Annotated in this window: 21 protein-coding genes; 5 read left to right on the top strand and 16 right to left on the bottom strand. The window is 59.8% G+C overall.

Annotated elements, in window-relative coordinates; all coding sequences use genetic code 11:
* Positions 1–87 precede the first annotated feature (87 nt).
* Complete coding sequence (locus FJE54_RS04155; RefSeq protein ID WP_139651469.1) at positions 88–822, bottom strand: ABC transporter permease; 735 nt, start codon at positions 820–822, stop codon at positions 88–90.
* Positions 822–1,679, bottom strand: coding sequence for an ABC transporter ATP-binding protein (locus FJE54_RS04150; protein ID WP_139651468.1), 858 nt, complete (start codon positions 1,677–1,679; stop codon positions 822–824). The genes FJE54_RS04155 and FJE54_RS04150 overlap by 1 nt, the downstream gene beginning before the upstream one ends.
* 398 nt (positions 1,680–2,077) lie before the next feature.
* Between FJE54_RS04150 and FJE54_RS04140 the strand changes: the two genes are divergently transcribed.
* Positions 2,078–2,701 (top strand): RNA polymerase sigma factor, encoded by a 624-nt coding sequence (locus FJE54_RS04140; protein ID WP_139651466.1) that lies wholly within the window; start codon positions 2,078–2,080, stop codon positions 2,699–2,701.
* Positions 2,694–4,547: a hypothetical protein gene (locus FJE54_RS04135; protein WP_139651465.1), complete on the top strand. Its 1,854-nt coding sequence runs from the start codon at positions 2,694–2,696 to the stop codon at positions 4,545–4,547. The genes FJE54_RS04140 and FJE54_RS04135 overlap by 8 nt, the downstream gene beginning before the upstream one ends.
* A 174-nt stretch (positions 4,548–4,721) precedes the next feature.
* On the opposite strand, the gene FJE54_RS04130 is transcribed toward FJE54_RS04135, so the two are convergent.
* Entirely contained in the window at positions 4,722–5,648 is a 927-nt protein-coding gene (locus FJE54_RS04130) for a LytTR family DNA-binding domain-containing protein (protein WP_139651464.1), read from the bottom strand.
* A 266-nt stretch (positions 5,649–5,914) separates the two neighbouring features.
* On the opposite strand from FJE54_RS04130, the gene FJE54_RS04125 reads away from it, so the two are divergent.
* Positions 5,915–6,853 carry an AEC family transporter gene (locus tag FJE54_RS04125; protein ID WP_180326553.1) on the top strand — a complete coding sequence of 313 codons (939 nt, stop codon included), beginning with the start codon at positions 5,915–5,917 and terminating at the stop codon, positions 6,851–6,853.
* Between the two features lie 181 nt (positions 6,854–7,034).
* Here the strand turns inward: FJE54_RS04125 and FJE54_RS04120 are convergent, their stop codons facing one another.
* Together FJE54_RS04120 and FJE54_RS04115 are read right to left on the bottom strand one after the other, a co-directional pair.
* The gene (locus FJE54_RS04120) at positions 7,035–10,316 is read right to left on the bottom strand and encodes a cell wall-binding repeat-containing protein (RefSeq protein ID WP_180326552.1); all 3,282 of its coding nucleotides are present in this window, start codon (positions 10,314–10,316) and stop codon (positions 7,035–7,037) included.
* A 384-nt stretch (positions 10,317–10,700) separates the two neighbouring features.
* The gene (locus tag FJE54_RS04115) at positions 10,701–11,336 is read right to left on the bottom strand and encodes a TetR/AcrR family transcriptional regulator (RefSeq protein WP_139651461.1); all 636 of its coding nucleotides are present in this window, start codon (positions 11,334–11,336) and stop codon (positions 10,701–10,703) included.
* 192 nt (positions 11,337–11,528) lie between these two features.
* Here FJE54_RS04115 and FJE54_RS04110 point away from each other — a divergent pair, with 192 nt between their 5' ends.
* A complete protein-coding gene (locus FJE54_RS04110; protein WP_139651460.1) occupies positions 11,529–11,726 on the top strand; it encodes a twin-arginine translocase TatA/TatE family subunit in 198 nt (65 codons plus the stop codon).
* A gap of 63 nt (positions 11,727–11,789) precedes the next feature.
* Here FJE54_RS04110 and FJE54_RS04105 read toward each other — a convergent pair whose 3' ends face one another.
* Positions 11,790–12,677: a LysR substrate-binding domain-containing protein gene (locus FJE54_RS04105; RefSeq protein WP_139651459.1), complete on the bottom strand. Its 888-nt coding sequence runs from the start codon at positions 12,675–12,677 to the stop codon at positions 11,790–11,792.
* A 155-nt stretch (positions 12,678–12,832) separates the two neighbouring features.
* Here FJE54_RS04105 and FJE54_RS04100 point away from each other — a divergent pair, with 155 nt between their 5' ends.
* Complete coding sequence (locus FJE54_RS04100) at positions 12,833–13,825, top strand: TDT family transporter (RefSeq protein WP_139651458.1); 993 nt, start codon at positions 12,833–12,835, stop codon at positions 13,823–13,825.
* A 39-nt stretch (positions 13,826–13,864) separates the two neighbouring features.
* Here the strand turns inward: FJE54_RS04100 and rsgA are convergent, their stop codons facing one another.
* The 10 genes from rsgA to FJE54_RS04050 form a co-directional block, all read right to left on the bottom strand.
* Positions 13,865–14,836 carry a ribosome small subunit-dependent GTPase A gene (gene rsgA, locus FJE54_RS04095; protein WP_139651457.1) on the bottom strand — a complete coding sequence of 324 codons (972 nt, stop codon included), beginning with the start codon at positions 14,834–14,836 and terminating at the stop codon, positions 13,865–13,867.
* 1 nt (position 14,837) lies between these two features.
* Complete coding sequence (locus FJE54_RS04090; protein ID WP_139651456.1) at positions 14,838–15,437, bottom strand: hydrolase; 600 nt, start codon at positions 15,435–15,437, stop codon at positions 14,838–14,840.
* 68 nt (positions 15,438–15,505) lie between these two features.
* A complete protein-coding gene (locus tag FJE54_RS04085; protein ID WP_139651455.1) occupies positions 15,506–17,032 on the bottom strand; it encodes a TrkH family potassium uptake protein in 1,527 nt (508 codons plus the stop codon).
* 417 nt (positions 17,033–17,449) lie between these two features.
* The gene (gene clpB, locus FJE54_RS04080; protein ID WP_139651454.1) at positions 17,450–20,077 is read right to left on the bottom strand and encodes an ATP-dependent chaperone ClpB; all 2,628 of its coding nucleotides are present in this window, start codon (positions 20,075–20,077) and stop codon (positions 17,450–17,452) included.
* Between the two features lie 69 nt (positions 20,078–20,146).
* Entirely contained in the window at positions 20,147–20,530 is a 384-nt protein-coding gene (locus FJE54_RS04075) for a heat shock protein transcriptional repressor HspR (RefSeq protein WP_139651453.1), read from the bottom strand.
* 4 nt (positions 20,531–20,534) lie between these two features.
* The gene (locus tag FJE54_RS04070) at positions 20,535–21,485 is read right to left on the bottom strand and encodes a DnaJ C-terminal domain-containing protein (RefSeq protein WP_139651452.1); all 951 of its coding nucleotides are present in this window, start codon (positions 21,483–21,485) and stop codon (positions 20,535–20,537) included.
* A 104-nt stretch (positions 21,486–21,589) separates the two neighbouring features.
* The gene (locus FJE54_RS04065; protein WP_255467211.1) at positions 21,590–22,351 is read right to left on the bottom strand and encodes a nucleotide exchange factor GrpE; all 762 of its coding nucleotides are present in this window, start codon (positions 22,349–22,351) and stop codon (positions 21,590–21,592) included.
* A gap of 2 nt (positions 22,352–22,353) precedes the next feature.
* Complete coding sequence (dnaK, locus tag FJE54_RS04060; protein ID WP_139651451.1) at positions 22,354–24,258, bottom strand: molecular chaperone DnaK; 1,905 nt, start codon at positions 24,256–24,258, stop codon at positions 22,354–22,356.
* A gap of 442 nt (positions 24,259–24,700) precedes the next feature.
* A complete protein-coding gene (locus FJE54_RS04055) occupies positions 24,701–25,951 on the bottom strand; it encodes a Fic family protein (RefSeq protein WP_139651450.1) in 1,251 nt (416 codons plus the stop codon).
* Between the two features lie 152 nt (positions 25,952–26,103).
* Complete coding sequence (locus FJE54_RS04050) at positions 26,104–26,292, bottom strand: 4Fe-4S binding protein (RefSeq protein WP_102375904.1); 189 nt, start codon at positions 26,290–26,292, stop codon at positions 26,104–26,106.
* Between the last annotated feature and the right edge of the window lie 400 nt (positions 26,293–26,692).

Raw genomic sequence — 26,692 nt, 5'->3', positions numbered from 1 at the left:
CGAAAGACGCCCCGGCCCGACGGCCGAAACGCCTTCGTTGTTTGGACATCGGAGAACGGCGGGCTTTCAGCCGCGCGCCCGAAAGCGCTAGTTATCCTTCCCGAGCTTTTTGAATGCCAGCACGAACGCCACGGCGCAGATGACGATCCATGCGAACATCGACACGAGCGGCATGATCGCATCGGGCGTGAACAGCCTTCCCTCGTACAACAGGCCCAGAAGATCGTACATGCCGCCGCAGGGAGAATAGCTCGCAACCATCCGGAAACCGTCGCTGAACATGCCGAACATGGGCAAAAGGGCGATTACAAGGACCGGGAGCGCGTACACGCCCGAGCTCACCATGTCGCGCGACACGAGGCCGAGCACCAGGGAAAACAGCACGGTCGATGCCGAGCCGACGATGGCGATTGCCAAATACGGCACCACGAGCGAAACATCGAGGCCGATAACCAGGAAGCAGACCAGATCGACAAGCGCGATCACCACGAGCGAGACGAGCACCTTGGCCGCCATGACCTGGCTGCCGCTCACGTTGGCGAGCATGAGAGTGCGCAGCGTGTGCTTCTCCTTCTCTTCCGAAAGCGCGTATATGATGGTCATCGCGCTGACCATGCCCACCGTGAAGCACGGAGCCGTGCCGAGCAGGAAACTGTCGACGATCGCGTGCTCCTGGCTCGCAATGTTGGCGAGCATAACGTAGCGGTACAAGAGCATGAAGCCGATCGGCATGAGGGCGCACACGGCGATGGCGGGATTCCTGAAAACGTCTTTGGCGTCCTTGACCGACAAGGCGCCGATTTTGCGAAGTGCAGCGTTCATTATTCGAATTCCTTTCCGGTCAGGCGGAGAAACACATCGTTCAAGCTCGGCTCCTCCGAGTGGATCGACAAAACCTTGCCGCTTTCGAGCGCCTCTGCAATGATAGCGGCTCCCGCGGCGTCTTTGGTAGTCTCGATCGCCACCGCATCGTCCATCACCATCATGATTCTATTCTCGGCGAAGCGCATCTTGAGCTCCATGGGAGTATCGCACGCAACGAGGTGCCCGTTGTCGAGAATGCCCACGCGGTCGCACAGCGCCTCGGCTTCGGACATATCGTGCGTGGTGAGGAAGATGGTCGTGCCGCGGTCGTGAAGATCTTTGAGCATGCGGTGCACCTCGAGGCGCGCCGCCGGATCGAGCCCGCTTGTCGGCTCGTCGAGGAACAAGAGCTCCGGATCGTGGATGAGCGCCGCAAGCAGCGTCGCACGCTGGCGCATGCCCTTCGAGCATTTCTTGATGAGCGTCTTGCGATCGTCGTACAGGCGGACGCGCTCGAGCAGCCCGGGAATGCTCGCATCGGACATGCCGCGGATGCTCGCGTAGAACTTCAGGTTGTCCTCGATGGACATGCGCTCGTAGAGGCTGCTTGTGTCCGAGAGGATGCCGATGCGCTCGTAATCGGCGTCGTGGGCGTTTTCGATGGGGCGGCTGAACAGCTCGATCGTTCCCGAATCTTTGCTGAGCTGGCGGGTGAGCAGCTTGATGGTCGTGGTCTTTCCCGCACCCGAGGGTCCGAGGAAGCCGAACGTCTCGCCGCGCCTGATTTCGAACGTGAGGTCGTTCAGCACGAGCTTCTGCTTGAACGAGAGGCGCACGCGGTCCATCATGAGCAGCCGGGTGAGCATGGGCGTCATGGGTATCTCCTTGTCTTTCTGTCTTTTCGAACGAGGTGGTCCGTTTGGTTTCGGCTCGGGAAGACTATCTCACGAGCGAGCGGGCGCAACAATGCATCGCGCCTGACGGGAGATGCGGCGGCGACGAAAGGAGCGAGGGGCGCGACGGGAGGAGCACGGCGGGCGGGGGTCGGGCGCCGCGGGCGGGCTTCTGGCGGGCGGCGGACCGGGAGGAGCACGGCGGGCGGGAGGCGGACCGGGAGGAACACGGCGGGCGGCAGGCAGGCGGCGCGGCGCAGCGCGGGCAGGCTTCTGGCGGGCGGCGAACACACGGGCCATGACGGGCCGTGAATTTTTTCGAAGAAAAGCGCAACGCGGGCGATCGCTTCTCCGTATTATGAGCGAAAGGAGATCTGCCTATGGATGAAACGAACGTGGTCCGCGCAGGGTCGTGGACACCACCCGTCGCTCAGCTCAAAAGCACGCGGGTTCGCGCGCGGACAGACGAAAGGGAATACGTGCAAGCATGCTGCATCGACATCGAGCGCGCCGTCGAACAATGGGGCGATACCGTGCTGCGCCTTGCCCGGTGCCGGTGCAACAACGCCGCGGATGCCGAGGACGTCGTGCAGAACGTGTTCATGAAGCTGTGCCAAAGCACCAAGCCCATCAAAGACGACGAGCATCTGAAAGCGTGGCTTCTGCGCGTCACGCTCACCTGCTGCGCCGACGTGCACCGCAGTCCGTGGAAGAGCCGCCGCGCGTCGGAGGGAGAAACCGCGCAGGCCTTCGAGGGCGCTGCGGTCGATCGCGAGGACGTGGCGTTTTGCGACTCCGAAGAGGCGACGACTGCCGAGTCGGTGCATGCGGCGGTTGCGGCGCTGCCCGAGAAGCAACGCGTTGCCGTGCATCTGTACTACTTCGAGGACTATTCGACCAACGAGATCGCGCAGATAACCGAAGAGAATCCCGCCACGGTGCGCTCGCATCTTCACCGTGCGCGGGCTGCGCTTAAGCTGACGATGGGAGGCACCGATGAATGAAAACGAGTTCAGGGATGCATACAAACGATCCCAGGAACGGATTGCGCTTACCGAGGACCAGAAGAGGACGATAGCCGAAACAGCCTCGGCACCGCACGTACGCGCCGCCGAGACAGACGGAGGTGCGCGCGCCGGGGCTGCGAAGGCAGCCGCTCGGGCAGCCGCACAGGCGGATACTCGTTCGCGGCGTTCGACAGCAAGCGGGAAAAACGGCTCCGGCGCGCCGAGGCCGTCGGTGCACGCAGGGAGTTCGAATCCATCGAAGCGGCGCTCTCCGCTTGGAAGGTTCGCGCTTCCCGCGGCCGCCTGCCTCGTCGTCGCCGCGCTCGCGGTCGGGCTGGCAGCATTCTCATCAAGCGGCGGCTTGCTCGGGCCCGGAAACGCGACGCCCGATTTCGCCGTGCAAGCCTATGCGGCCGACCGCGATTCCATCCTCGAGATGGGAACCGACAACCAGATCATCTTCAGCCGCAACGCCGATATGACCCTCGCCGGATCGAAGGAAGACTACCTTCACTCGGAAGGCTGCTATACCGGATGCTTGTTCCGCGTTGAAGGCGAGGACATCACGCGCATCCAAGCCTCGGTGTCCACCGGCATGCTGTACCGGCAGACAACCGAGACCGTCACCGCCGGCGAGGATCCCGAGCGCTTGAGCGAACTGGCGGGATGGAAGCCCACGGCGCGCGGACTCGGCGAATACTACAGCGGATACGACGAGGTGAGCATCATAGGGTCACCCGACAGCTTGGCGAAAGACGATCCCGACAAACAGTGGCTCGTATCGCTCACCAAGAAACTCGGTTCCACCATCGACGTGCCGGTTACCGACGATGACGAGTACAGCTTCGGATTCTGGACCAACGAGGATTACGGCGACGCCGAGGGCATGAACGCCTTCGACGTCATCATCGACCTGTTCGACGGCGCCACGCTCACCATCACCGCCACGTTCGCCGACGGGCACACGACCACGCAGGTCATCGAGCTGCACGCCGCCGACGTGAAGGCCTCGTTCGGCCAAGACGAAAACGGCTTCTACCAAATCGAGCTCACCCCCGAAATCGTCGACCCGGCGGGTCTCGAGCAGTACGCCGACTACGTGCACCCCCTCTACGGAACGGTCAAGAGCACGAGCCATGAACCCTTCCCCGGATCGCTCGAAAACGCCAACGAGTTCGAGAACGTCGTGAGCGAGCCTTTGGGCTTCGAGCGGCAGCCGGTCTTGAGGCCGCTCGGAGACGATGCGGTCATCGACGAGAAGAACATCCGCAGCGCGTCCGAGAGCATGCCGTTCTCGCTCGATGCGGGAACCTCGTTTTCGCTATCCGACGTGCGGATGCTCGAGCGGAGCACCGCGCTTCCCGACGGTTTGACGCTCGGCGATCTGCGCACGGACATGCAAAGCTGGGAGTACTTCAACCGCGTCGTGAGCCAGATCGACGGGTACACGATCGACGAGAACGGCACCATAGCGGCACAATCGGAAGGCTTCTCGTGGGTGGTCATGGAAGGCACCGTCGAGAACACCGGCGATACGGCCACGGAGCTCACCGGCGACGGAGGTTTCTACGGCGAATACGCCGTCATCACCGACGATGAAGGCCACGTGTCGACGGCGCTCTTCCGTTCGTTTGCTTTGGTGAACGGCGAAGGATGGAGCGGGCTCGCGCCCGGCAGGTACAGGGATTTCACGCTCGAGCCCGGCGAGAGCGCGACCGTGCGCTGGCTCGCCATCGTACCCGACGCGGCGCTCGACGACCCGAGCCTGTTCCTGTTGGGCGGGGCGTTCGACGATCCCGATGACATCGTGCTTGAGGGGCTGAAGCTCGAACTGCCCGCATAAGGAGGCTCGCAGAACGCGGGTCGTTGGACCCCGGCTGCAAGGAGACGCGTCGGGGACCCGCCCCGCGTGCTGCCCGGTCGCCGGCTCGCGGGGCGCGGAGGCGCTGCGGAGGTGCCGACCAAGGAGCGCTGCGCAAAGCCGCATCGGCAGATCGTCGGTGCGGCTTTCCTTCGCCTACCAGCCGAACCGGGCGCGCAGTTCGTCGGCGCGCCCCTTCGCGAGAGGAATGCTCGATTCGGGGGCGTCGTTGAGCGTGAGGTTGAAGCTGTTGCGGGTGTAGCGTTCCACCTTCGCCACCTTCTGCACGTTCACGATGTAGGAGCGATGGCAGCGGAAGAACCCGAAGCGCACGAGCTCGCTTTCGAGCTCGTCCATCGTGAGCGAGGTTTGGTAGAGGCTGCCGCGCACCGACACGTAGTTCACCTTGTTCATGCTTTCCACGAAGTCGATGTCCTTCGGATCGAGCAAAAGCGTCGCGCCTTCGGTCTTGGCGGGAATCTTGCAGATGCGCACTTCATCGCCTAGAAACACGTCGCCCGCTTCGGCCTCTTCCGCATCGTCTTCCACGTCTGCGGCGATGAAGCGGCCGTCCTCGTACCAGTAGGCAGCACCGGGCATGAGCAGCGCTTCGCGCAAGGGCTCGGCGGTCGTGACGAACACGGCCCCCTGCTCGGTTCGCTGCGCCATCCACGCGAGCGCCGCGCGCCGACCCTCTGCGCCGAGGTCGGAAAGGGGGCGCTCGAGAAAGCACGCCTCGGCATCGGCAAGGCTCACGCGGGCGATGTCGACGAGCTTGCGCTCGGCGCGCGTACACTCCTTCAGATGCTTCTTCGCGAGGGAGGAAAGCCCGAAGTGGGCGATAGCCTCGTCCGCAGAAGAGCGCCCGTGCCCCGCGATGCGCGCGAACAAAACAAGGTATGAACGTACCGTTTCGCGCTCGAAACCGTTGTCGTCGTAGATGAGAAACGCGCATCGGCGGTTCGCGTAGCGTTTCTCCACCGCCTCGCGCACCTGCTCCGATACAGCCATGCTGCATTCGATGTGGATGTTGGTCGACTCCCCTGCCGCAAGCAGCGCGTCGATCGATTCGTATTCCTTCATGGTGCGGGTACCTTCATGTTCGCGTCCGATCGGAAAAGTCTAGCACGATGGGCTGGCGAGCAAGGCAGCCGTCTGCGTTCTCCGCAGGGACAGCATGGCGCCGCAGCGGGAGGCTTCGTCGGGCGCGCTCGCGGGTTTTTCCGACAGCTTGGAAACCGTTGGCGGTTTTCCGCTGGTGAAGCGGTACCATTGCGGTCGACACCGCATGAAAACACGAACGGATGTTTCACGTGAAACATCCGTCGCTTGCGCAGGAAAGGCACCCCGTGAGCTTCGAATCGATCGAATCGCAGATGGTCATTCTCTTTGTGGGCATCGTGCTCGGGTACGTTGCGCGCAAAACGCGCATCATGAACGATCGTTTCGACGCGCAGTTTTCGAAGCTCTTGCTCAACGTAACGCTGCCCTGCCTCATCATCTCGTCGGTCCTTATGAACGACAACCTGCCCGATGCGGGCACAGTCGGCATGATTTTTCTGCTCTCCTGCGCAAGCTACGCCATCATCTTGGCGATCGCTTTTGCCGTACCGTTTGTCCTGCGCTTCCCTAAAGACAAGCGAGGAACGTACAGCTTCATGATCGCGTTCGGCAACGTGGGCTTCATCGGATTCCCCGTGCTCTCCTCCATCTTCGGCGACGGGGCAATCCTCTACGCCGCCATCTTCAACATCCCGTTCAACGTGCTTGTATTCACCGTGGGCGTGTTCATGATCTCGGAGCGGGAAGGCACCGTGAAGGAGCGGCTCGCCGATGCCGCGAAGCACATAGTGAGCCCCACCCTGCTCGCCTGCTTCGCAGCCATGGCGCTCGCGCTCATGCGCATCACCGAATCGGGCATCATCGGGCAGTCGCTCGAGGTCGTGGGGCAGATGACCACCCCGGCGGCGCTCCTCATCATCGGCTCGGCGCTTGCGAAGATGCCGATCCGCGAGATGGTATCGAGCGCGCGGCCCTACATCGCCTCGGTGTTCAGGCTCGCCGTCGTGCCCGTTGCCGTCTTCTTCATCTTCCGCATGTTCGTGAGCGACCCGATGCTTCTCGGCACCATCGTCATCACCTCGGGCATGCCCGTCGCCACGAACGGCACGCTTTTGTGCCTCCAATACGGCGGCGACCTCAAAACCATGACGAAGGGAACGTTCATCTCGACCGTCATGTCGCTCATCACCATCCCGCTCGTCGCCATGATGCTCGTGTACCTCTAACACTGCGAAGGGTCGCGACGCGCGGTTCCGAATCCGAAGAGTATGCACCTCCCAGCTCTCAAGAGCCACCACAACACATACGGGTCGCAGAGCATGCACCGTATTCCCGCGCACATGAAGGCGGGCGCCTCCGAAGAAGCGCCCGCCTGGTTTCGTGCTGTACTGCGTGCCGCCTGAACGATTAGCTCAGATCGATCTGCACGCTGTCATCGGGACGCCACACAATCGTGTCGTACGTGAGGGCGTTCACGAAGCCCTTGATGACATGATGCGCAATAGCGTATTCGTCGCCGAAGAAGCGGATCTCGGTGACGGTACCGTCCTGCGCCGCAATAAGCGGATGCGCCTCGGGGCCAACCTCGTTGGTCGGGGTGAGCAGGATGACCGAACGATCGCGTCCCTGCAGAGCGCCACCGGTCAGCGAATCGGGATGGAGATCGCCGCGGGCAATCGCCGGTTTCTCCCAATTGAGCTGCTCGGACGCTTCGCGGTCAGACGAAGTGGTCCATTCCGCGATCATGCTTGCCGTCTCGTAGCGATGGTCTCCGCCAATGCGGATAACCTGGCTGTCGGACAGCCCAGCAGCCACGCGCGCCTCTTCCTGGGCATTCGCAGATACCGCATACTCGTCGCCGAGCACGAGGATACGCTCGAACCCGCCGGCAGCAAGGGCTGCTTTTGTTTCATCGGTCAGGGTATCCAAGCCGAACTCGGTGAGGAAGATCGGGCTTAAGGTTACTGCGGCGTACGGCGAGATGGTCAGCGAATCCGGGAAGTCGTTGCACCGCGCGATAATCGCCGTTTTGGATGCGCTGCCTTGAATCTCCTCGAAGATGAATTCAGCCGTTTCCTGACGATCGACACCACCGATGCGATCGACGATCTCGACCGTCGAAAGCGCGGCAACTTGAGCAGCAACCTCATCGGACACTGCGTACTTGTCACCGATGATGATAACGTGCTTCGCTTGCAGTTCGTCTTCGATCGCCGCACGAGCGTCTTCCTTGAGATAGGAATAATCCGTCAGCACGATCGGTGCGTTGTCCAGATAGCCCGACAGCGACGATGCTGTCAGCGCATCGGGGAAGTGGTAATCGTTACCCGATGCGAGGATGACGATATCCTCGTCCGCGGCTTCGCGCTCGTAGGTGGAAACCTGGCGCGAGGTGCCGTAGCGGTCCGCGCCGTACAGACGCGCAACGTTCAGGCTAGTCTCGGGCTCGGGAGGCTCGGGAGCACCCCACACCGCATAGTACACGCTGCACGTATCGCCTTCACATCCGAGCACCGAGTCGCCGATTGCATGGAAGTCGGCGTCGCCAGGCTGAGTGGTGGGAGTTGAGCCCCATCCAAGCAGCGTCGCGTCGGTGGGAACAGCCGAGAACATGGCATCGCCCGGAAGCGCGATGTTGCTGCCCGTATCGCATGCGATATAGGTGTACTCGCTGCCTGCACCGTCAGAAGCCGACACCATACGCGTCGTGTCGTAATCACCGACGACGGCGCTGTCCCAGGTTCCCCCGTTGGGATGGAGCCTGATCCAACCGATGTCGACCGCACCCGAATCGGGCTTAGTAACATGGCGGGAAACGTAGCGCTTGTCCTGCGCAGTCGCGTTGGCCGTAGCAGCCGCGTCGGCATACAGGCCTGCGGTCGAATCGAGAACGGGAGCGATGTACAAGCTCGGCAAAACCATTCCGTCAGAAGATAGACCCACCTGCGTGCTGCAACCGTTTACCTGCAACGTCGGCGCGGCGGTTCCAAACACCGTTTGCGCCGAGAATCCTGTGGGAAGCGCGGTTCCGGCATCGAAACCGATGTTACCGCCGCTGTTGGTAAAGCCACTGCTGCCCGAACCGCCCCAACCGGCTACGTTGTTGACGTTGGTGCCTTTCGTGCCAGTGTTCTCCGCGAACAGGCAGTTCTCGACCGTCACGGTCGGCCGCACGGGAAGAAAGCCGCCTGCAAGGCTGCCACTCAAGCCGATGGCGCCACCGGCACCGTTGCCTGCAACGTTGTTGTAAAACGTACAGTTCTCAAAGCCAACACGAGCCTTGCTGTAAATCTGTACGGCGCCACCAGCCACACCGGTGGAAAGCTGCTTGCCTTCGTTTTCGACGAACGTCGAGTTGCGGATCGTCGCATTCACATTGATGGACGCAGAACCGCTCGACACGCCCTCGATCAGAAGAGCGCCACCGTCGTCGTTGGCGATGTTGCCCTCGAACACGCAGTTGTCTATGGTAGCTTCGGCGGAACGTTCGGCTGCGTTCATGAAGACGGAAATGGCACCGCCGTCGTTGCGCACGGTCTGGTTTGCCGTTGCCATGTTGCCCTTGAAGTACGAGTCGACGACCGTCAGCTTGCATTGATCGCTGTGATACACCGCGATCGCGCCGCCGCATCCACCGAACGTTCCGGCCATCGGAGCTTGATTACCTTCGAAGTAGCATTGCTTCACCGTCAGCACCACGTTGCTCATCTGGTCAACCGAGATGGCGCCGCCAGCGTAGCCTCCACCGGACGTGCCAACGTTGTCGTTGATCGTGCAACCCGTAAGCGTCACCGTCGTGTTCGCTCCAGGAAGCAGTGCCGCACCGCGGTCACCCCGATTCGCCTTGAGCAGCGTATTGGTTACGATGATCGATTTCGCGTTGCCCGACGTTCCTTCGATGGCACGCGAGCCGTTTGTAATGGCGCTGTTCTTGATTTCGACCGTGCCACTCGCAACGCCGACAGCTTGTGCACCCGCGTGGCCGGTAATGGTCACGTTGTCAAGCACGACCACACCTGCAGCCGAACCGCTCGCGGTAACTCCTGCACCCGATCCGCTAAGCGTCATGTTCTTAAACGTGATGCTGCCGCCATTCGGATTGGCAGCCGAGAAGAACCTGTTGGCGCCAGCACTCGCGAGCGTCTGCGAGCCGCCGTCGATCACCAGCTCGTATCCGTTCGCGTTGTTGAGCGCGATCGTGGCGTTTTTGCCCGCCATATCGGCGGCAAGCGAAGCCGAGAGCGTGATCGTACGGTTTTCACCCGCGTTCTCTACGGCGTCGATCAGATCGTCGACCGTATCAACCGCGATGTCGCCCAGGGGATCGACTGCTAAGAGATCGATGCCGTCCGCCTCATCGGCTTCAAGCTCTTCGGTTGCAGCAAGCGGCGCAGCTTCGCCCTCGGCTCCCGCGTTTGCGGAACCGTTCGAGCTGTCCTCCTGCGTGCCGCCGCCCTCGGGCTGGCTGTTTGACCCCTCAGTTCCTTCTGATGCGGGAGCTCCCGTCTCGCCGTCCGATGCGTTTTCGCCCGTATCGGTTTCCGTAGCGTTTTGCTGAATCGATCCTTCCGGCGGGTCAGCCGACGGATCAGCATACGCTGCGGGGATCGTCGAAAACGATCCTCCGAGAGCCAGCGTCAGCGCAAGCAATACTGCAAGCGGTGAACGCAACCCCTTCGATGCTTCCATAATGCCTCCTGTCACTGCACCGATATCACGTTCTTCTGTGCGCCGAACAGGATGACAAGCAGCTCTGTACGTATATATAAGATCTTTCGTCATCTTTAGCCCAAAAAAGACGAAAGACGCCCGAGGCGTCCTTCGATGTATGCGATATCGATTGTCAAATAGCTGGGATTAGATTGATACCAATCCCATGACAATTAGTTTACAGAAAGGTAACTTCCTTTACAATAGCATTTACATAGGTTGTTCTATAATTTCCATAACTTTTTACATAAATGGAAGCGGCGAGACGTTTTCGCGCCGAAGAATAGTTTGCATAGCGTCGTCTTAAAAGGGAAAGGTGCCAACATCGGCGCAGGTTAAACCCTGTAAACTGGGAATGAACGGTTATCGCCCAAGCAGGGATCGAAGCACCGCTTCCACCTCGCTTGCACTCATCAAAGCCGATCCTTGTCGCTTCGTTGCCTGATACAGGGCGAATTTCGCCGCCTCAAGCGCATGGGAAACCACGGCGCTCGCCTCGTCTGCTGCATCGAGCGTATCGGTGCAGGCGCGCAACTCGTCGTGCTGCGCAAGATATGCCGCAACGCTCGCGCGAAAGGCGTCGACGTACTCGAAGCTGTTGTTGAGGAAAAGCTTCATGAGCTCAGGAGTTTCCTTAACGAGTTCGATGCGTAGCTTCGCAATGTCGCCCTCCCAATCGAACCCGCGCACGATGTCGAGAAACAGGCTCAGCACCGCGTGGAAGAGCGTCGCCGGCATATATCGGTCGAGCGCAACGAACACCGCCTCGTCGTTGAGGCTGAAGATCCCCATGCCCACGATGGCTGCATCCTTCGTAGGAAAATAGTTGAAGAACGTTCCTTGGGATATGCCAACGCGAGCGCAGATATCATCAACCGTAACCGCAGCATAGCCGCGCTCCCCGACAAGCGTGATGGCAGCGCGTTCGATGGCTTCGCGCGTCTGACGGCGCTTGCGCTCCCTCAATCCCTCGCTCTTGCAGTCGCGTTCCGAATCCACCTTCGCACCTCATTTGATACTCGCCTCGTACCGTACCTAGGCATTATACGAAACGGTTCGGCATTGTGCGGTATGTGTCCTATAATTTTATAGTGACTATAAAATTATTGCCACTCTAATCTATCTGTGCTTTAATGGCTCAGTGGCGACGGCTGCAAGAACCGCCGCATGCCGTATGCGAAAGGAGCTGCCATGAAACTGTTCGGACTGGGCATACCTGAGCTTGTGCTGATCTTAGTGGTAGTGCTGCTTATCTTCGGACCGAAGAACCTTCCCAAACTTGGGGGAATGCTCGGCCGTTCGGTTAAGAAACTGCGCGCCCGTACTGACGAGAAGTTCGATGACGAAACCGATGCAGACGATGCGGAAACGAAAGCGCAGCCTGCGTAAGATCCCAGGGGTCAAAATCGTTTCTGCACGAATACAAGCAAACTTGCCCCTACGCACACTTTTCTATAAAGCGCACGCCTCGAGTTCGGCGATGAGCCCGCGGAACTCGTCGCTAAAGAAGCTCCCTTTGAGCCAGATGAACGTCATGTCATGGGCGATCGGCGTATCTTCAAGCTCGACGATACGCAGCGTACCCGCTTCGCACTCCATCCGCACCGCCGGCTCGTAAAGAAACGCGATGCCGTAATCGGCTTCTACGAGCGTCTTAATGATACCCAAGCTCGTTACCTCGGTCGTACGCGCGAAGCTGGCGGGAACCAGGTTGCGCGCGCCGAGGGCATGTTCGAGCACAGCACGCGTGCCCGAACCACTCTCCCGCACCAGCAGATGCTCGCCGAGCAGATCTTCGAGATACTGCGGCGTTGCAGCAAACCGATGGTTCGGTGCGCACACGGCCACGAGCCTTTCGGCGCAGAACACTTCCCAATCGTATTCGTTCTTATCGAAGAACCCCTCCACGAACGCGCAATCAAGCGTGCCGTCGCGCAGCATGCCAAGAAGCCGATCGGTATCGGACGCGACGATTTTTGCCTGCAGATCGGGCCGCTGTTTGAGAAACCGTGCCAAGGGCTTCGCGATAACGTACTCCCCTGCGGTCATCGTCACGCCGATCCCAAGCGAGCGCCGACCACCCGACAGCGATGCGATAAGCTCTTTCACCAGCCGTTCATCGTGCACCATGACCGCAAGCGCATCGCGCAAGACCTTGCCCGCATCGGTCAGCTCGAGCCGTCGGTTTCGGTACCTGAACAGCTTAGTGCCGTACGCGCTCTCAAGAAATGAAATATGCTGCGATACCGCAGGCTGCGTAATGTTGAGCCTTTGTGCGCTCCGTGTGTAGCTCAGGGTCTCGCACACGTCAAGGAAGGTCTCTGTCCTAAAATCCTGCATGGGGTATGCCTCGTCATCTCAAGAACGCGTCTATAAGCTCTGCTTATGGATACATAATATATAATAAGTTTAACTTTTGCCAGGGCAGTGCGACAATAGCGGACGACACATCGCATGCAGGATCGATTCGCGCAAGCCAGGTTAGGAGAACAACCGTGAAGAGCATCATTCAGAAAGTACCGATTCCGACCGCTGGGGTTGCGCTCGGCCTCGTTGCGCTCGGCATCCTGTTACAGCCGCTTTCCGAGGTGTTCCACATCGTCGCAGGTTCTTTGAGCTTCGTCATGGTGCTTTTGCTTGTCGCAAAGATCGTCCTGTTTCCCCGCATGATCCGTGAAGATCTCACCAACCCCATATTCGCCGCCGTCAGCGCTGCGCTGTTCATGACGTGCATGCAGCTTGCTACCTACCTCGCACCGGTAGCCTTTGACGCCGCATTCGCGATATGGGTTTTTTCGGTGCTCGGCCACTTCGCCCTCATGGGATGGTTCACGTACACGTTTACGATGAACTTTCGTTTGGAACAGGTATTTCCCACCCACTTCATCGCATACGTCGGCATCATCGTGGCATCGCTCACCTCACCGGTGTTCGGCATGGAGCTCGTAGGTACGGCTATCTTCTGGTTCGGGTTCATCTGCTACCTGGCTCTGCTTGTCATCGTAGGCCTCCGCTACGCGAAGCACGAGGTTCCCGAGGCGGCAAAACCGCTTTTCTGCATCTACGCCGCCCCCATGAGCCTTTCGCTTGCGGGCTACCTTGCCGTCACGCCTGAGCCCAACGCGTATCTGGTGGGCGCGATGGCGGTGCTCGCCCAAGCCTTCTTAGCACTCGTGCTGAGCCAGTTGCCGAAGATCCTCCGCATCAAATTCTATCCGAGCTACGCGGCCATGACCTTCCCTTTCGTTATCGCAGCATCTGCCCTCCTGAAGGCGGTAACGTATTTCGAGGGATTGGGCTTCAGCGGCCCGGCATTCGCTGCCATCCACGTGCTCATCTCGATCGAAACCATCTTCGCCAGCGTGATGGTGCTCTACGTAGTGGGCCATTATGTGCGCTTCTTCTTCCGGCGCGTCGAAGGCAAGCCCACCGAACTGGTGCTCACCTCTGCCGAGGTCGCCCGATTTGCTGAAGAGATCGGCGACTAGGAGCCTTTCGCCTCGCGACCGGCATCCAGGGTCGAAAACTTACGTGCGCCGCCTCGGGTGCCCCCGACGCGAGCGAATGCGAGAGGCCTCTTCGCGGCGCTCTTTGATCTCTGCCGTCTCGGTGCGAAGGGCGTGGTAGGAGTCAAGCCGCACCGGCGAAAGCTCGCCCGCCTCGACGGCACGGCGCACAGCGCACCCGGGCTCTTCTTCGTGACGGCAATCCCTGAACTTGCACTGCTCGGCGAGCTCCTCGATATCCGAAAACGCCGCTTCGATACCGCTTTCGGCATCCCACAGGCCCAAGCCCCGCACGCCGGGCATGTCTACGACGCACCCACCGCCAGGCACGTCGATCATCTCGCGGCTCACGGTGGTATGCCGCCCCTTACCGTCGACCTCGCGCACTTCGGCCGTTGCCTGTACCTCATCGCCCACCAGCAAATTCACGAGGCTCGATTTTCCCACCCCGCTCTTGCCGATGAGCACCGTCGTAGTCTTCGGCGCCATGAGCTCGCGTACAGCAGCAATGCTTTCAGGCTCTTCGGCCGACACGACGAGCACGGTATCGTTCGCGCCCACGAGCCCGCGCACCTCTTCTGCAATGCGCTCGGCATCTTCGTCGCTTGCAGCCAGATCAGCCTTCGTAAGCACGACGGCCACCTCGACCCCCGTCTCGTGAGCCAGTACCAATTCACGCTCGAGCCGCCTCATATTGACATCGGAAATCGGCTGCGCAACGATCACGCGGTCGAAATTAGCGGCGAGCACTTGGGGAAGCGCCCGCTCGGTCGGATCCTTGCGCACGAACACGGTATCGCGCGGCAGAATCTCTGCGATGATGGCCTTGTCGTGCCCTTCGGGAACATCGATGAGCACCTTGTCGCCGATAACGGCCCTGACCTTCTCGCCCTTCACGAGCGCCGTCGCGTGCTTGCAGCGAAGCTCGTCGCCTTCCTGCGTACGAACAAGCGGAAAACCCCTGTCAAGCTTGACGACCTGGCCTTCGACCACGCTAGCGCCGCCTCTCCCGCAGCCAGTAGAACATACCTGTGACCAAAAGCCCGATCACAACGAGCACCGCCCCCGGTATGAACGCGTTCGGATTGAGTTCGTCGGGATGGTGCTTGCCCTTCTCGACCACACTCACATGCGTGGCGTGGAGGTCGGTAAGGCCGCTATGCTCGGGGCACACAAGGTAGAACGTGCCGCGCACTTGGAGCATCGTACCTGTCGTGCCGTAGCGGCCGAACGTGTCGATCCGCTCGGCCTGTTCGTTGGTCATGAACACCGAAACTGAGGCGTTCGAATCGGAGTTGGACGACATGAGCGTGATCCACTTATGCCCGGGATCGCCCTCGACCGCGATGGCATCGCCGACCGCCTCGCCGACTACCTGAACGGTCTGCTTGTCGAAATACGAATCGGCGGAGTTGAGATCGGTGATGCTCGTGTCGAAGATGAACGAACTGTCGGGAAGCTGCTGGGGATTCACCACGTTCTCGTCTTCCTCCCCCTCGGCGAAGGCGAACGCGGGCGAAACGAGCATCACGCAAGCGATCAGCACTGCGAAGGCGAAAACGGCAACGGCCGATGCGCGGTTCGGACCCGTCAAAGCATCACATCTGCGCTCGGAAGGTGCACTTTGGCAATCGCGCGTCGTTTTGTCGATACGATACAACCTCACGAGGCATTCACCTTCATTCTGCGCCGCGGCTTGAACGACACCACGATCTCGACGATGAGCGCAAGCAGCGTCACGAATTCGAGACGGCCCGCCCACATCTGGAAGATATACACCACCTCAAGTGCTTTCGGCATATCGGGACCCACGATACCTGACGTCACGCCGCCGTTGCTCGTCATAGCAACCGATTCGAAGATGGCCTGCGTCGCATCGTAGCCGTACGCGATACCGACAAGCGAGCCGACGGCATAGGTAATGATGTAAAGCGTGAACACCGTCATGGCGTTCTTCGCAAGCTCGGGCGAGATGAGGCGACGGCCGATATGGTTGTAGTCGACCACGACGCGCGCCGAATCGGGTGCGAGCGCCTCTTTAATGGTAACGACGATCGACTTGGCGATCACACCGATGCGCTGGAACTTGATACCGCCCGACGTGCTGCCCGAGCTGCCGCCGACGGCCATAACCACGGCGATGACAAGAAACGCACCCGAAGAGAACACGGTAGTCAGCTGATTTGTCGTAATGTTTTGGAAACCCGTCGTCGAAAACGCTGAGATGATCATAAAGAGTCCGCGCCGCAGCATCGCTCCAAGATCCGAAAACGACGAGGTTGCTGTAAGCGCGGCAGCGAACACGAGCGTCATGATGGCAAGCCATACGACCATCGTGCGGATTTCGAGATCGCGGAAAAACGTCGCGGTACGCCCGCGCAGAATCTCGGTATACAACACGAAGTTAATGGTGCCAATGATCATGAGCACCATAAGCACGACCTCGATGCCGATCGAATGGTAGTAGAGCACGCTCTCGCCCATCGGGGCAAAGCCTCCGGTTGTAAATCCAGAGATAGCGAGCCACACGCTCTGGAAGAAGGCCCGCAACGGCTCCATGCCGAGCAGCAGACACAACACCGTGAGAATCGCCGTTGCCGCTATGATGACTGCAAGCGAAATCTTTGCGATTACCTGCGTCGTCTGCACAACGTTCGGCACGACGTGCTCGCTTCGCCCCTCCGACGAATACAGGCTCGCCCCGGCTCGCTTGCCGAACAGCCCAAACGATAGAGCCACTACGACAAGTCCCAAACCGCCGAGATAATGCATGACGAAACGCCACGTGTTGTCGGCGTTCGAAAGATGGTTGAGGTCCTGGATGACCGTCGCGCCGGTTGTCGTAACGCCCGAAACGCTGTCGAAGAATGCGTCGAGCGGATTGGCGTAGTGCCCCGATAGATGAAGCGGTATGGCGGCAACAAATGCGGTGACGATCCACGCGAGGCCGGTGACAGCGAGCGCTTGCTGTCTGTTCAAGCGGCCCGGCTCGATGCGCAGAAACCTGAGCCCGCTTCCAAGGATCAGCGCAACGCCGATGGCGATGAGGTAATGGGTGGCCGGCTTCCATTCACCGCATGCCACCGCAACGACCAACGGAACCACGAGCGCGAATGAAAAGAACAGGATCAGAACACCGAGGTAGTGCCCGATCACCCGAACGTCATATAAGGTAAAACGCTGCCACATGCTCTATTCCGCACGCAGCTCGCCTACAAGGCTCGCCGCCGTTCCCTTCTCGTACTCGTCTCCATAGTTACCCGAGCACCACGCGCGTGAGCACGATGAGAATGCACAGGAACAGAAGAAACGAAAGAATGCTCGACAGCAGCACGCTGAACCCCAGGACAGGGGTCTTCATACTCCGATCGATCTTTCTCGTCCGTTTCCGCATGAGGGTATTCTAGTACAAGTGCACGCGATATGCGGTTTTGTGAAAAAACAACAGGACGGGAGATCGCATCTCCCGTCCTGCGCACGAACAAATGGTTCGCCAGAAACATCGCGTGGTCTAATTTCCGACTTTCGGTTTGCACCTGCCGCTCCGAACGGACTTACTCGGCCCTGTTCGCGTGTGAATGGCCGGGCCCGGGTATCCGAGGCGACTTACTCCGAAAGCGCGTTCTGCACAACCTCGGATGAGTAGTTGCCATCGCGATCGATGTCGATGACGATCGTCGATCCGTCGGGCAGCTTGCCCTCGACGATCTTCTCGGCGACCACGTCCACAACCACGCGCTGAATGAGCCGCTTGAGAGGACGAGCGCCGAAGATCGGATCGTATCCGTCGATCGACAAGCGCTCCATTGCCGCCGGACGCACGTCGAGCGTGATCTTACGCTCGGCCAAGCGGTCGCGGACCTCTTCGAGCTGCAAATCGACGATCGGCTCGATGTTGCCCATGGTAAGCGCCTTGAACACCACCGTATCGTCGATGCGGTTCAAAAACTCGGGGCGGAAGGTCGCGCGGAGCGATCCTTCGATGGCCTGGTTCATGGCTTTCTCGTCGCCGTGCTCGGCGAACTCGCGGATGAACTGCGAGCCCACGTTGCTCGTCATAATGACGATCGCATTCTTGAAGCTGACCACGCGGCCTTGGCCGTCGGTCAAACGCCCGTCGTCGAGCACCTGCAAAAGAATGTTGAATACATCCGGATGCGCCTTCTCGATCTCGTCGAGCAGGACCACCGAGTAGGGCTTGCGGCGTACCGCCTCGGTGAGCTGACCGCCCTCGTCGTATCCGACGTATCCGGGAGGCGCTCCGATGAGACGCTGCACGCTGAACTTCTCCATGTACTCCGACATATCGATGCGGATCATGGCCTTCTCGCTGTCGAACAGGTATTCCGCGAGTGCTTTCGCAAGCTCGGTTTTGCCGACACCCGTAGGCCCGAGGAACAGGAAGCTCCCGATCGGCTTGTCGGGATCGGAAAGCCCTGCGCGGTTGCGCCGGATGGCGCCCGCCACCGCCGATACCGCTTCGTCCTGGCCTACTACGCGCTCATGCAGCTTGTCCTCCAAATCGACGAGCTTCGCCATCTCGCCCTGCATCATCTTGGACACGGGAATGCCGGTCCAGGTTGATACGACTTCGGCGATCTCTTCGCTCGACACCTCTTCTTTGAGGATCGCACCCATCTGCTGCCGGACGTTGAGCATCTCCTCGGCCTCGTGGAGCATGCGCTGCAGCTCGGGTATGCGGGCGTAACGCAGCTCGGACGCTTTCGAAAGATCACCCTCACGCGTGGCGCGCTCCTCTTCGAGCTGAGCGCCTTCGAGATCGGCCTTGAGGTTTTGCACGTTGACGATGGCATCCTTCTCGTTCTGCCATTCCGCTTTGCGCTTGTCGAGGGCTTCGCGCGCCGTCGCGATCTCCTGACGCAGGGCCTCCAAGCGCTCCTTGCTCGGCTGGTCCTCTTCCTTCATGAGGGCCTGTTCCTCGATCTGCATCTGCGTAAGCTTGCGCTCGGCGGCATCCACCTCTTCGGGCATGGAGTCGATCTCGATGCGCAGACGGCTTGCCGCCTCGTCCATGAGGTCGATCGCCTTGTCGGGCAGGAAGCGGTCCGAAATATAGCGGTTCGAAAGCTCGGCTGCCGCCACAAGCGCGGAGTCGGTGATGCGCACGCCGTGATGGATTTCGTACTTTTCTTTAAGACCACGGAGAATGGCGATGGTGTCCTCGACGGTGGGCTCACCCACTAACACCGGCTGGAAGCGCCGCTCGAGCGCCGCGTCCTTCTCGATGTACTTGCGGTACTCATCGAGCGTGGTCGCACCGATGGCATGGAGTTCGCCGCGCGCGAGAGCGGGTTTGAGCATGTTGCCCGCATCCATCGAGCTGTCGCCCGCGGTACCGGCGCCCACGATCGTATGAAGTTCGTCGATGAACAGGATGATCTGTCCGTCGGAATCCTTCACTTCGCGCAGCACCGCCTTCAACCGATCCTCGAACTCGCCGCGGTACTTAGCCCCGGCGATCATAGCCGGAAGGTCGAGCATAACCAGATCGCGATCCTGCAGTGACGAGGGTACGTCGCCTGCAACGATGCGCTGGGCGAGGCCTTCGACGATGGCCGTCTTGCCGGTGCCGGGCTCGCCGATGAGCACCGGGTTGTTCTTCGTACGGCGCGAAAGTACCTGGATGGTGCGGCGGATCTCGTCGGCACGACCGATGACCGGGTCAAGCTTGCCCTCGCGCGCCATCTGGGGAAGGTTCTGGCCGTACTGCTCAAGCGCCTCGAATTGCGTTTTGGCCGCTTGGTCGGTCACGCGGGTATCGCCGCGCAGCTCTTCGTAGGCCGCTTCGATGTTCTTGCGCGTTACGCCCGCCACGGAAAGAATCTTGCCCGCCGCGCCCTTGTCTTCGGAAAGCGCGATCAGCAAATGCTCGCTTGTGGCATAGCTGTCGCCGAGCTTCTCGGCGATCTTCACGGCCCTGTCGATCAGGTTCATGAGATCGGGGCCCGGGATGCCGCTCATCATCATGGTGTTGCTGCTGCTCACCTTCGGCATGCGCGCGATCTCCGCATCGGCGTTCGCAAGCAGCTGGAAGGGATCGGCACCGATGCGCTTGACGATGGCCGAGAGATTGTTTTCCTTCGATTCGAGCAAAGCCTTCAGCATGTGAATCGGCTCCGCTTGGGAAGCTTCGGATTCGGAGGCTATGGCGATGGTCTGCTGCAGCGCCTCCTGTGCAGTGATGGCCAGCTTGTTTAGGTTGCCCATATTCATATGGCTTGTCCTCCTTCGCTTTTGTCCAATGGCAAAAGCCATGCAGTGTATTCAGTGATAAGGAATGTATTAGGGAAGCCTGCGCAGTGCGAGCGAGCCCGGCTCCGCCCGGACGAGTGAGTTCACGCTTTCGCGCGTCTCCAGTTCGTGGACGCGATCGGCGAGGCGGCGCACCTTCTTGTGCAGGTCGTCGAGTTCGGTATCGCGCTCCTCGAGCCTTCCTTGAAGATCGAGGATGCGAATGACGCCCGCCAAGTTGATGCCCTCGCCGGTCAGTTCGTTGATGAGCTCGAGCCGCTCGATGTCGGCTTGCGAATACATTCTGGTGTTTCCGCTCGTCCGCTGAGGGGTCACCAACCCCTTCTGCTCGTACGTGCGCAGCGTTTGGGGATGGACCCCCGCAAGCTCCGCAGCCACGCTGATCATGTAGAGCGGTCTGTTCCTGTCAGTCATCGCGCTACCAGCTCCTGATATCGTCCTTCGTTGCAGCCAGGAAATCTTCCATGGCCTGTTTCTGGTCGTCGTTCATGTCCTTCGGAACAACGACGCCGACTTTGATCTTCAAGTTTCCGTGGCCTTCGCCCTTCACCTTGGGGGCTCCTTTGCCCTTGATGGTGAGCACGGTGCCGTCCTGCGTTCCCGCAGGCACCTTCACGCGCACCTTCGTTTTGTCGGGTGCGGGTACGACGATGCTCGCGCCGAGCGCCGCTTCCGCCACGCTGACCGGCAAATCCACGTACACGTCAGCTCCGTCGCGGGAGTAGTACGGATGCGGCTCGATCTTGGTAGTGATGAGCAAGTCGCCGTTCGCTCCGCCGTTCTCGCCAAGACCGCCCTTGCCCTTGAAGCGCAAGCGGCCTCCGTCGACAGCACCTGCGGGCACTTTCACGGTAAGCGTTTCCTTGTCGGCCTTGCCCGGCACCCGCACGGTGACGCGCTTTTCGGTACCATTGAAGGCGTCGTCGAAACTCACGCTGAGCGTGACGTTCATGTCTTGCCCGCGTTGGGGCCTCGGTTGGGCGCGCCCGCCGAAACCGCCGAATCCGCCCAGGTCGCCGAAATCCCATTCGGTCCCGAACGCACCTTCGCCGCGGCGGATGCTTTCCAGAATATCGGACCAGCCGCCGAACCCCTCGCCGCCGAACGGGTTGCCGCCTTGCGCGCCTGCCCAGCCTTGCGGGATATGGTTCTCGTTAGCCGTGCCGTACTGATCGTAGAGGTCGCGCTTCTTCTCGTCGCTCAAAACCTCGTACGCCTCGTTGATTTCCTTGAATTTCGCCTCGTCGCCGCCGGCATCGGGATGATGCGTGCGGGCGAGCTTGCGATAGGCCTTTTTGATCTCGTCGGCCGTCGCGTTCCGTGGAACGCCCAGCGTTTTGTAGTAATCCGGTGTCGTTGTCGTCGCCATGCGTCCACCTCGCTTTCATCGTTCTTCGCCGCCACTCGGGCGACGTGTGAATATAGGATAGAAGCAGAAGCGGGCCTTGAATCCGCCCGCTTGCCGCCTCGTCGTTACTTTTTCTCTTCGGTCTCTTTCGGAGCCTCCCGCTTCGGCCCGCCGGTTGTTACCGTTACCATAGCTGGCCGGAGCACCTTGTTACCCATTTTGAAGCCCTTTTGATACACATCGGCCACCGTCTCATCGGGAACCGATGTATCGTCGACCGTCGCAACCGCCTGCGCTTCAAGGGCGTCGAACGCTTCGCCTTTCGGGTCGAGGATGATCACGCCGTCCTTCACAAGCGTATCGACCAGTTTCGCGTGCACCGCTTCGACGCCGCCGAGCAATCCGGTCTCGCCGTTTTTCTGGGCGTAGTCGATCGTGCGCTCGAAATCGTCGATCACGGGAAGCAGGCTTTCGACGAGCTTCTCGTTTGCGCGCGCCTTTTCGGTTGCGCGTTGTTCGGCTGTGCGCCTGCGGTACGTATCCCATTCGGCATGCAGGCGAACGAACTTGTCCTGCCATTCCGCCGCTTCGGCCTGAGCTTGAGCAACCAATTCCGATTCGATTGCCGCTTCGGATCCGTCGCTTTCGGGGTCGAGCACCTCGGCTTCGACGGCTTGGGCGTCTTGTTCTGCATTCGACGCCTTGTCGGCACCGCCAGACGTGCTTGACGCTTTCCCGTCCGCAGCCGGCTCTTTCGAACCGGCTGCCTGACGGGTTTCGTCGTTGGCGGCAGCCCCGGATGGGGGGGTATGGGGGAAGGGGCTTCCGCCCGGGTTTGCGTGAGGGCGGGAAGTTCCAGTGACCTTGTCCTTATCGGGCATAGCCATGATTACTTCCCTTCTTTGTCGTCTTCTACAACCTCGTAGTCGGCTTCGATGGTGTCATCGGCAGGGGTAGACTCGGCAGCGGTTGCCGCGTCGCCAGCCTCGGCGCCCTGGGTGGAGTACACCACTTCAGCGAGCTTGTAGCCAGCAGCCTGCATCTTCTCGGTTGCAGCCTTGATAGCGTCCATGTCGGAGCCCTCGAGTGCGCTCTTCGCCTCGGCGATGGCTTCCTCAGCCTGCTTCTTGACGTCCTCGGGAGCTTTATCGCCCACCTCGGCAAGCGTCTGCTCGGTTGCGTTCACGAGTGCATCGGCGTTGTTGCGGATCTCGACCTCTTCCTTGCGGCGCTTATCCTCTTCGGCATGCGCCTCGGCATCCTTGACCATGCGATCGACTTCGTCGTCGTTGAGCGCGGTGGAGCCGGAAATGGTGATCTGCTGCTGCTTGCCGGTGCCGAGATCCTTCGCCGACACGTTCACGATGCCGTTGGCGTCGATGTCGAAGGTGACCTCGATTTGCGGAACGCCGCGACGGGCCGCCGGGATGCCGGTGAGCTGGAACTTGCCGAGCGTCTTGTTGCCGGCAGCCATCTCACGCTCGCCCTGGAGGACGTGCACTTCGACGGAGGTCTGGTTGTCGGCCGCAGTCGAATAAATTTCGGTCTTGCGGGTCGGGATCGTGGTGTTGCGCTCGATCATCTTGGTCATCACGCCACCCATGGTCTCAACGCCGAGCGAAAGCGGGGTCACGTCCAAAAGCAGGATGCCTTCGACATCGCCGGAGAGAACGCCGCCCTGAACAGCCGCACCCATGGCAACGACCTCGTCGGGGTTGACCGACATGTTGGGATCTTTCCCGGTCATCTGCTTCACGAGTTCCTGCACGGCGGGCATACGAGTGGAGCCGCCGACCAGGATGACTTCGTTGATATCGCCCTGCTTGAGACCTGCATCCTTGAGCGCTTGTTCGACGGGCTTCTTGCAGCGGTCGAGCAGATCTTTCGTGATGCGCTCGAATTCCGCACGGGTCAGCGTGTAGTCGAGATGCTTCGGACCCGATGCATCGGCCGTGATGAACGGCAGGTTAATGTTGGCCTGCGAGGTGGAGGAAAGCTCCATCTTCGCCTTCTCGGCAGCTTCCTTCAGACGCTGCAGAGCCATCTTGTCCTGACGCAGATCGATGCCGTTGTCGGCCTTGAACTTGTCGGCCATCCAGTCGATAACGCGCTGATCCCAGTCGTCGCCGCCGAGGTGGTTATCGCCTGCGGTGGAACGAACCTCGAACACGCCGTCGCCGAGCTCGAGCACCGACACGTCGAACGTACCGCCGCCGAGGTCGAACACGAGGATCTGCTGATCTTTGTTGGTCTTGTCGAGACCGTAGGCAAGCGCCGCTGCCGTGGGCTCGTTGATGATGCGGAGCACTTCGAGACCTGCGATCTTGCCGGCATCCTTGGTTGCTTGGCGCTGCGCGTCATTGAAGTACGCGGGAACGGTGATGACCGCCTGGGAAACGGGGCCGCCGAGCTGCTTTTCGGCGTCGTTCTTAAGCTTCTGGAGCACCATTGCCGAAATCTCTTCGGGGGTGTAATCCTTACCCTCGATGTCGACGACGGCACGGCCGTCCTTGCCCTTTTCGACCTTGTAGCTTACGGTTTTCTGCTCTTCTTTGGTTTCGTCGTAGGAGCGGCCGATGAAGCGCTTCACGGACGATACGGTGTTCTCGGGGTTGGTCACTGCCTGGTTTTTGGCAGCCTTGCCGACGACACGCTCGCCGTCTTTGCGAAAGCCCTCTACCGAGGGGGTGGTACGGTCGCCTTCGGCGTTCACGAGGATTTCAGGCTCGCTGCCCTCCATGACCGCCATCGCCGAGTTGGTGGTTCCTAAGTCGATGCCGATGATCTTTGCCATTATTGCTTCCTCTCACTCTGAGCTTGTTGCTTTTTCTTACGTCTCAGTACGTCGCTTTTCTTCATATATATGCAAAGGTCCGCGCATGCGAACCTTCTCGATGGTTAGTACTATATAATCTAAGTGTACTGTTGTCAAGTTTCCTTACTCATAACTTTTGAGAAATTCTCAATTGTCACCTTCACGTTACTTTCGCTTCATACCCGTAGGGAACATGAGCGCTCATTCGCAATGCATGCGTTGGTCTCCGCCTCACGAAAGCTCAGCCGTTCCGCGTGAACTTGGTTACACCTTATACTTTTGGAACAAGGGCGCAAGGACGTTCACCGCTTTGTTGCCGTGATACAAGAGTTCCGTTGATTCGATTTCAGGATGTATGGACGAAAGGTGAAACGGACGGCGGGCCGAAAGCACCCGGAAGGGCCCAAGAAGCAGCCCGCCGTTACGAACCGAACGGCACAGGGCGTTCAGGTTTACGTACCGCCGTATCGTCTGCTATCGAGGCAAGGTTTCGCTCGAAGCTCGTGAACGCCTCGATGATTCCGATGGCCTCAAACGCCCGATTCCTTTTCCCTGCGTTGACTTGTTTCACGAATCCAGCTTTTTGGAACCGCTCAATCGACGAGTTGACGGCGGGCATGGTTTTTCCCGTAGCCTGCATCATAGTCGTTGCATTGAAGAGGGGCTGCCCTGCCATGGCATCGGCCATCAGAAGATCGGTCGAAGTGGCGGCTTTCCCAAGCGCCCCGATCCAGCCCGACTTGATCGTTTCGATTCGACGCTCGAACTCCAAAGCGTTTTTACATGCATGTAGGGTGCACGAAGCAAAGAATGACAACCACGAGTTAAGCCCCTCGACTGCATCGCTATCCGAAAAAGACCCTTCATGCCGAAACCGCGCAAGTTCCTTCACGTATTCTTGCGCGCGGGTTGCCAAGGCGAGGGAGATAGGGGGAACGACGTTCGGGCTTAACCCGCGACGCCTGAGAACGACATGCACGAGCGCACGACCCACTCGGCCGTTTCCGTCTACGAAAGGATGTATCGTTTCAAACTGAGCATGGGCTACGGCAGCCTGGGCAAGGGGGGAAAGAGCGTTGTCGTTGCAGAACGATGCAAGATCCTCAAGAAGGGGAAGCACACGCTGCGGAAGGGGTGGCACATAAGATGCGCCGCAGGGATTGTACGCATTGCCGCCCAACCAGTTTTGCTCGGTGCGTATGACCCCGGAAAACCTATCGATCATCGTCTCCTTTGTAAGCGCGCGATGGATATCGCACAGAGCGTCGACGGTGATCTCGGATTCCAGAGCATGCTCGAGCGCAACCGACATGGCGTTGATATTGTTAAGCACCTCTTGGGCTGTCGCATCAGCGCCCGCTCCCCCAAGCTCGGCTTTCAGTATTCTGCGCGGCCCGATCACCAATCCCTCGATGCGGGATGACGAGAGCGCCTCCGCGCGCAAGATCATTCGTGCAAGCGCTTCGGTGTTGCGCAGTGCGGAAGCCGTACCGTTCAGTCGAAGTATCTCGTGTTCGGCATCGGCTATGTCGGCAGCTGTTTCGCCTTGCAGCAAGAAACTGCGGCCCGCGAGGACGTCCGGTTCGTACGCACGGTATAAGCCGCCTTTCCGTTCGCGGCGGGACAACCCCTCGTAATCGCCTTTCCAATGAAGGTCAACGTACCGAGCCATATACGATCCTTCCTTTTTTACCTATACTACACCTATAATTAAATTAATGGAAGAAATTTAATTATAGACGGTGGCATAGTAAGGCATGGAACGAAAAAATCCCCGACCGCAAAGCAGCCAGGGATCCTCTTTTTGCAGTTTGTTGGCAGTAGCTAGTCTTCGATAACCTCGGGGATCGCGCCCATGGGGCACTCCTCGACGCAGTCGCCGCACGCGATGCAGGCATCCTCGTTCACGACCTCTACGACGCCGCCGACAACCTCAAGTACTTCTTGCGGGCATGCATCGACGCAAATCCCGCAGCCAACGCACTCGTCGGCTTCAATAACCGGATGTGACATATGACTCCCTTTCTCGTCTGAAAGATCTTTTAACTGGGGGCACCCTCACCATCCCAAAAACTTTCTGCCCGCAAGATACCATTACCTACTCGAATTGCAAGAGAAATTGCTGAATTTTCAGGTTACGGCTGATATTGCGCTTCAACGACATGAAGCCCACATAAAGCGATGGGGAACCTGCGCGAAGGACCGACGGGTTCGCCCGGCGCTCGCTGCTCCTTTGTACTGATACTGCGTTTCTGCACGAAAACGGTCATTCGATGGCGGCGAACAGCCGCTTTGCGAAGCGCGGCGAGTCATTCGAAGCCTGCGGACGCGAAAAGCCCTTGCATATCCCCTGATCGAGGTTCGTCGAGGATAACATTCTTGGTAAAAGAAAGCGCCGTGGCGCTATCCTTTG

Source organism: Raoultibacter phocaeensis (assembly GCF_901411515.1).
Lineage (GTDB): Bacteria > Actinomycetota > Coriobacteriia > Coriobacteriales > Eggerthellaceae > Raoultibacter > Raoultibacter phocaeensis.
The sequence above is the reverse complement of the archived record's forward strand: the minus strand, read 5'-3'. Positions and strand labels throughout refer to the sequence as shown.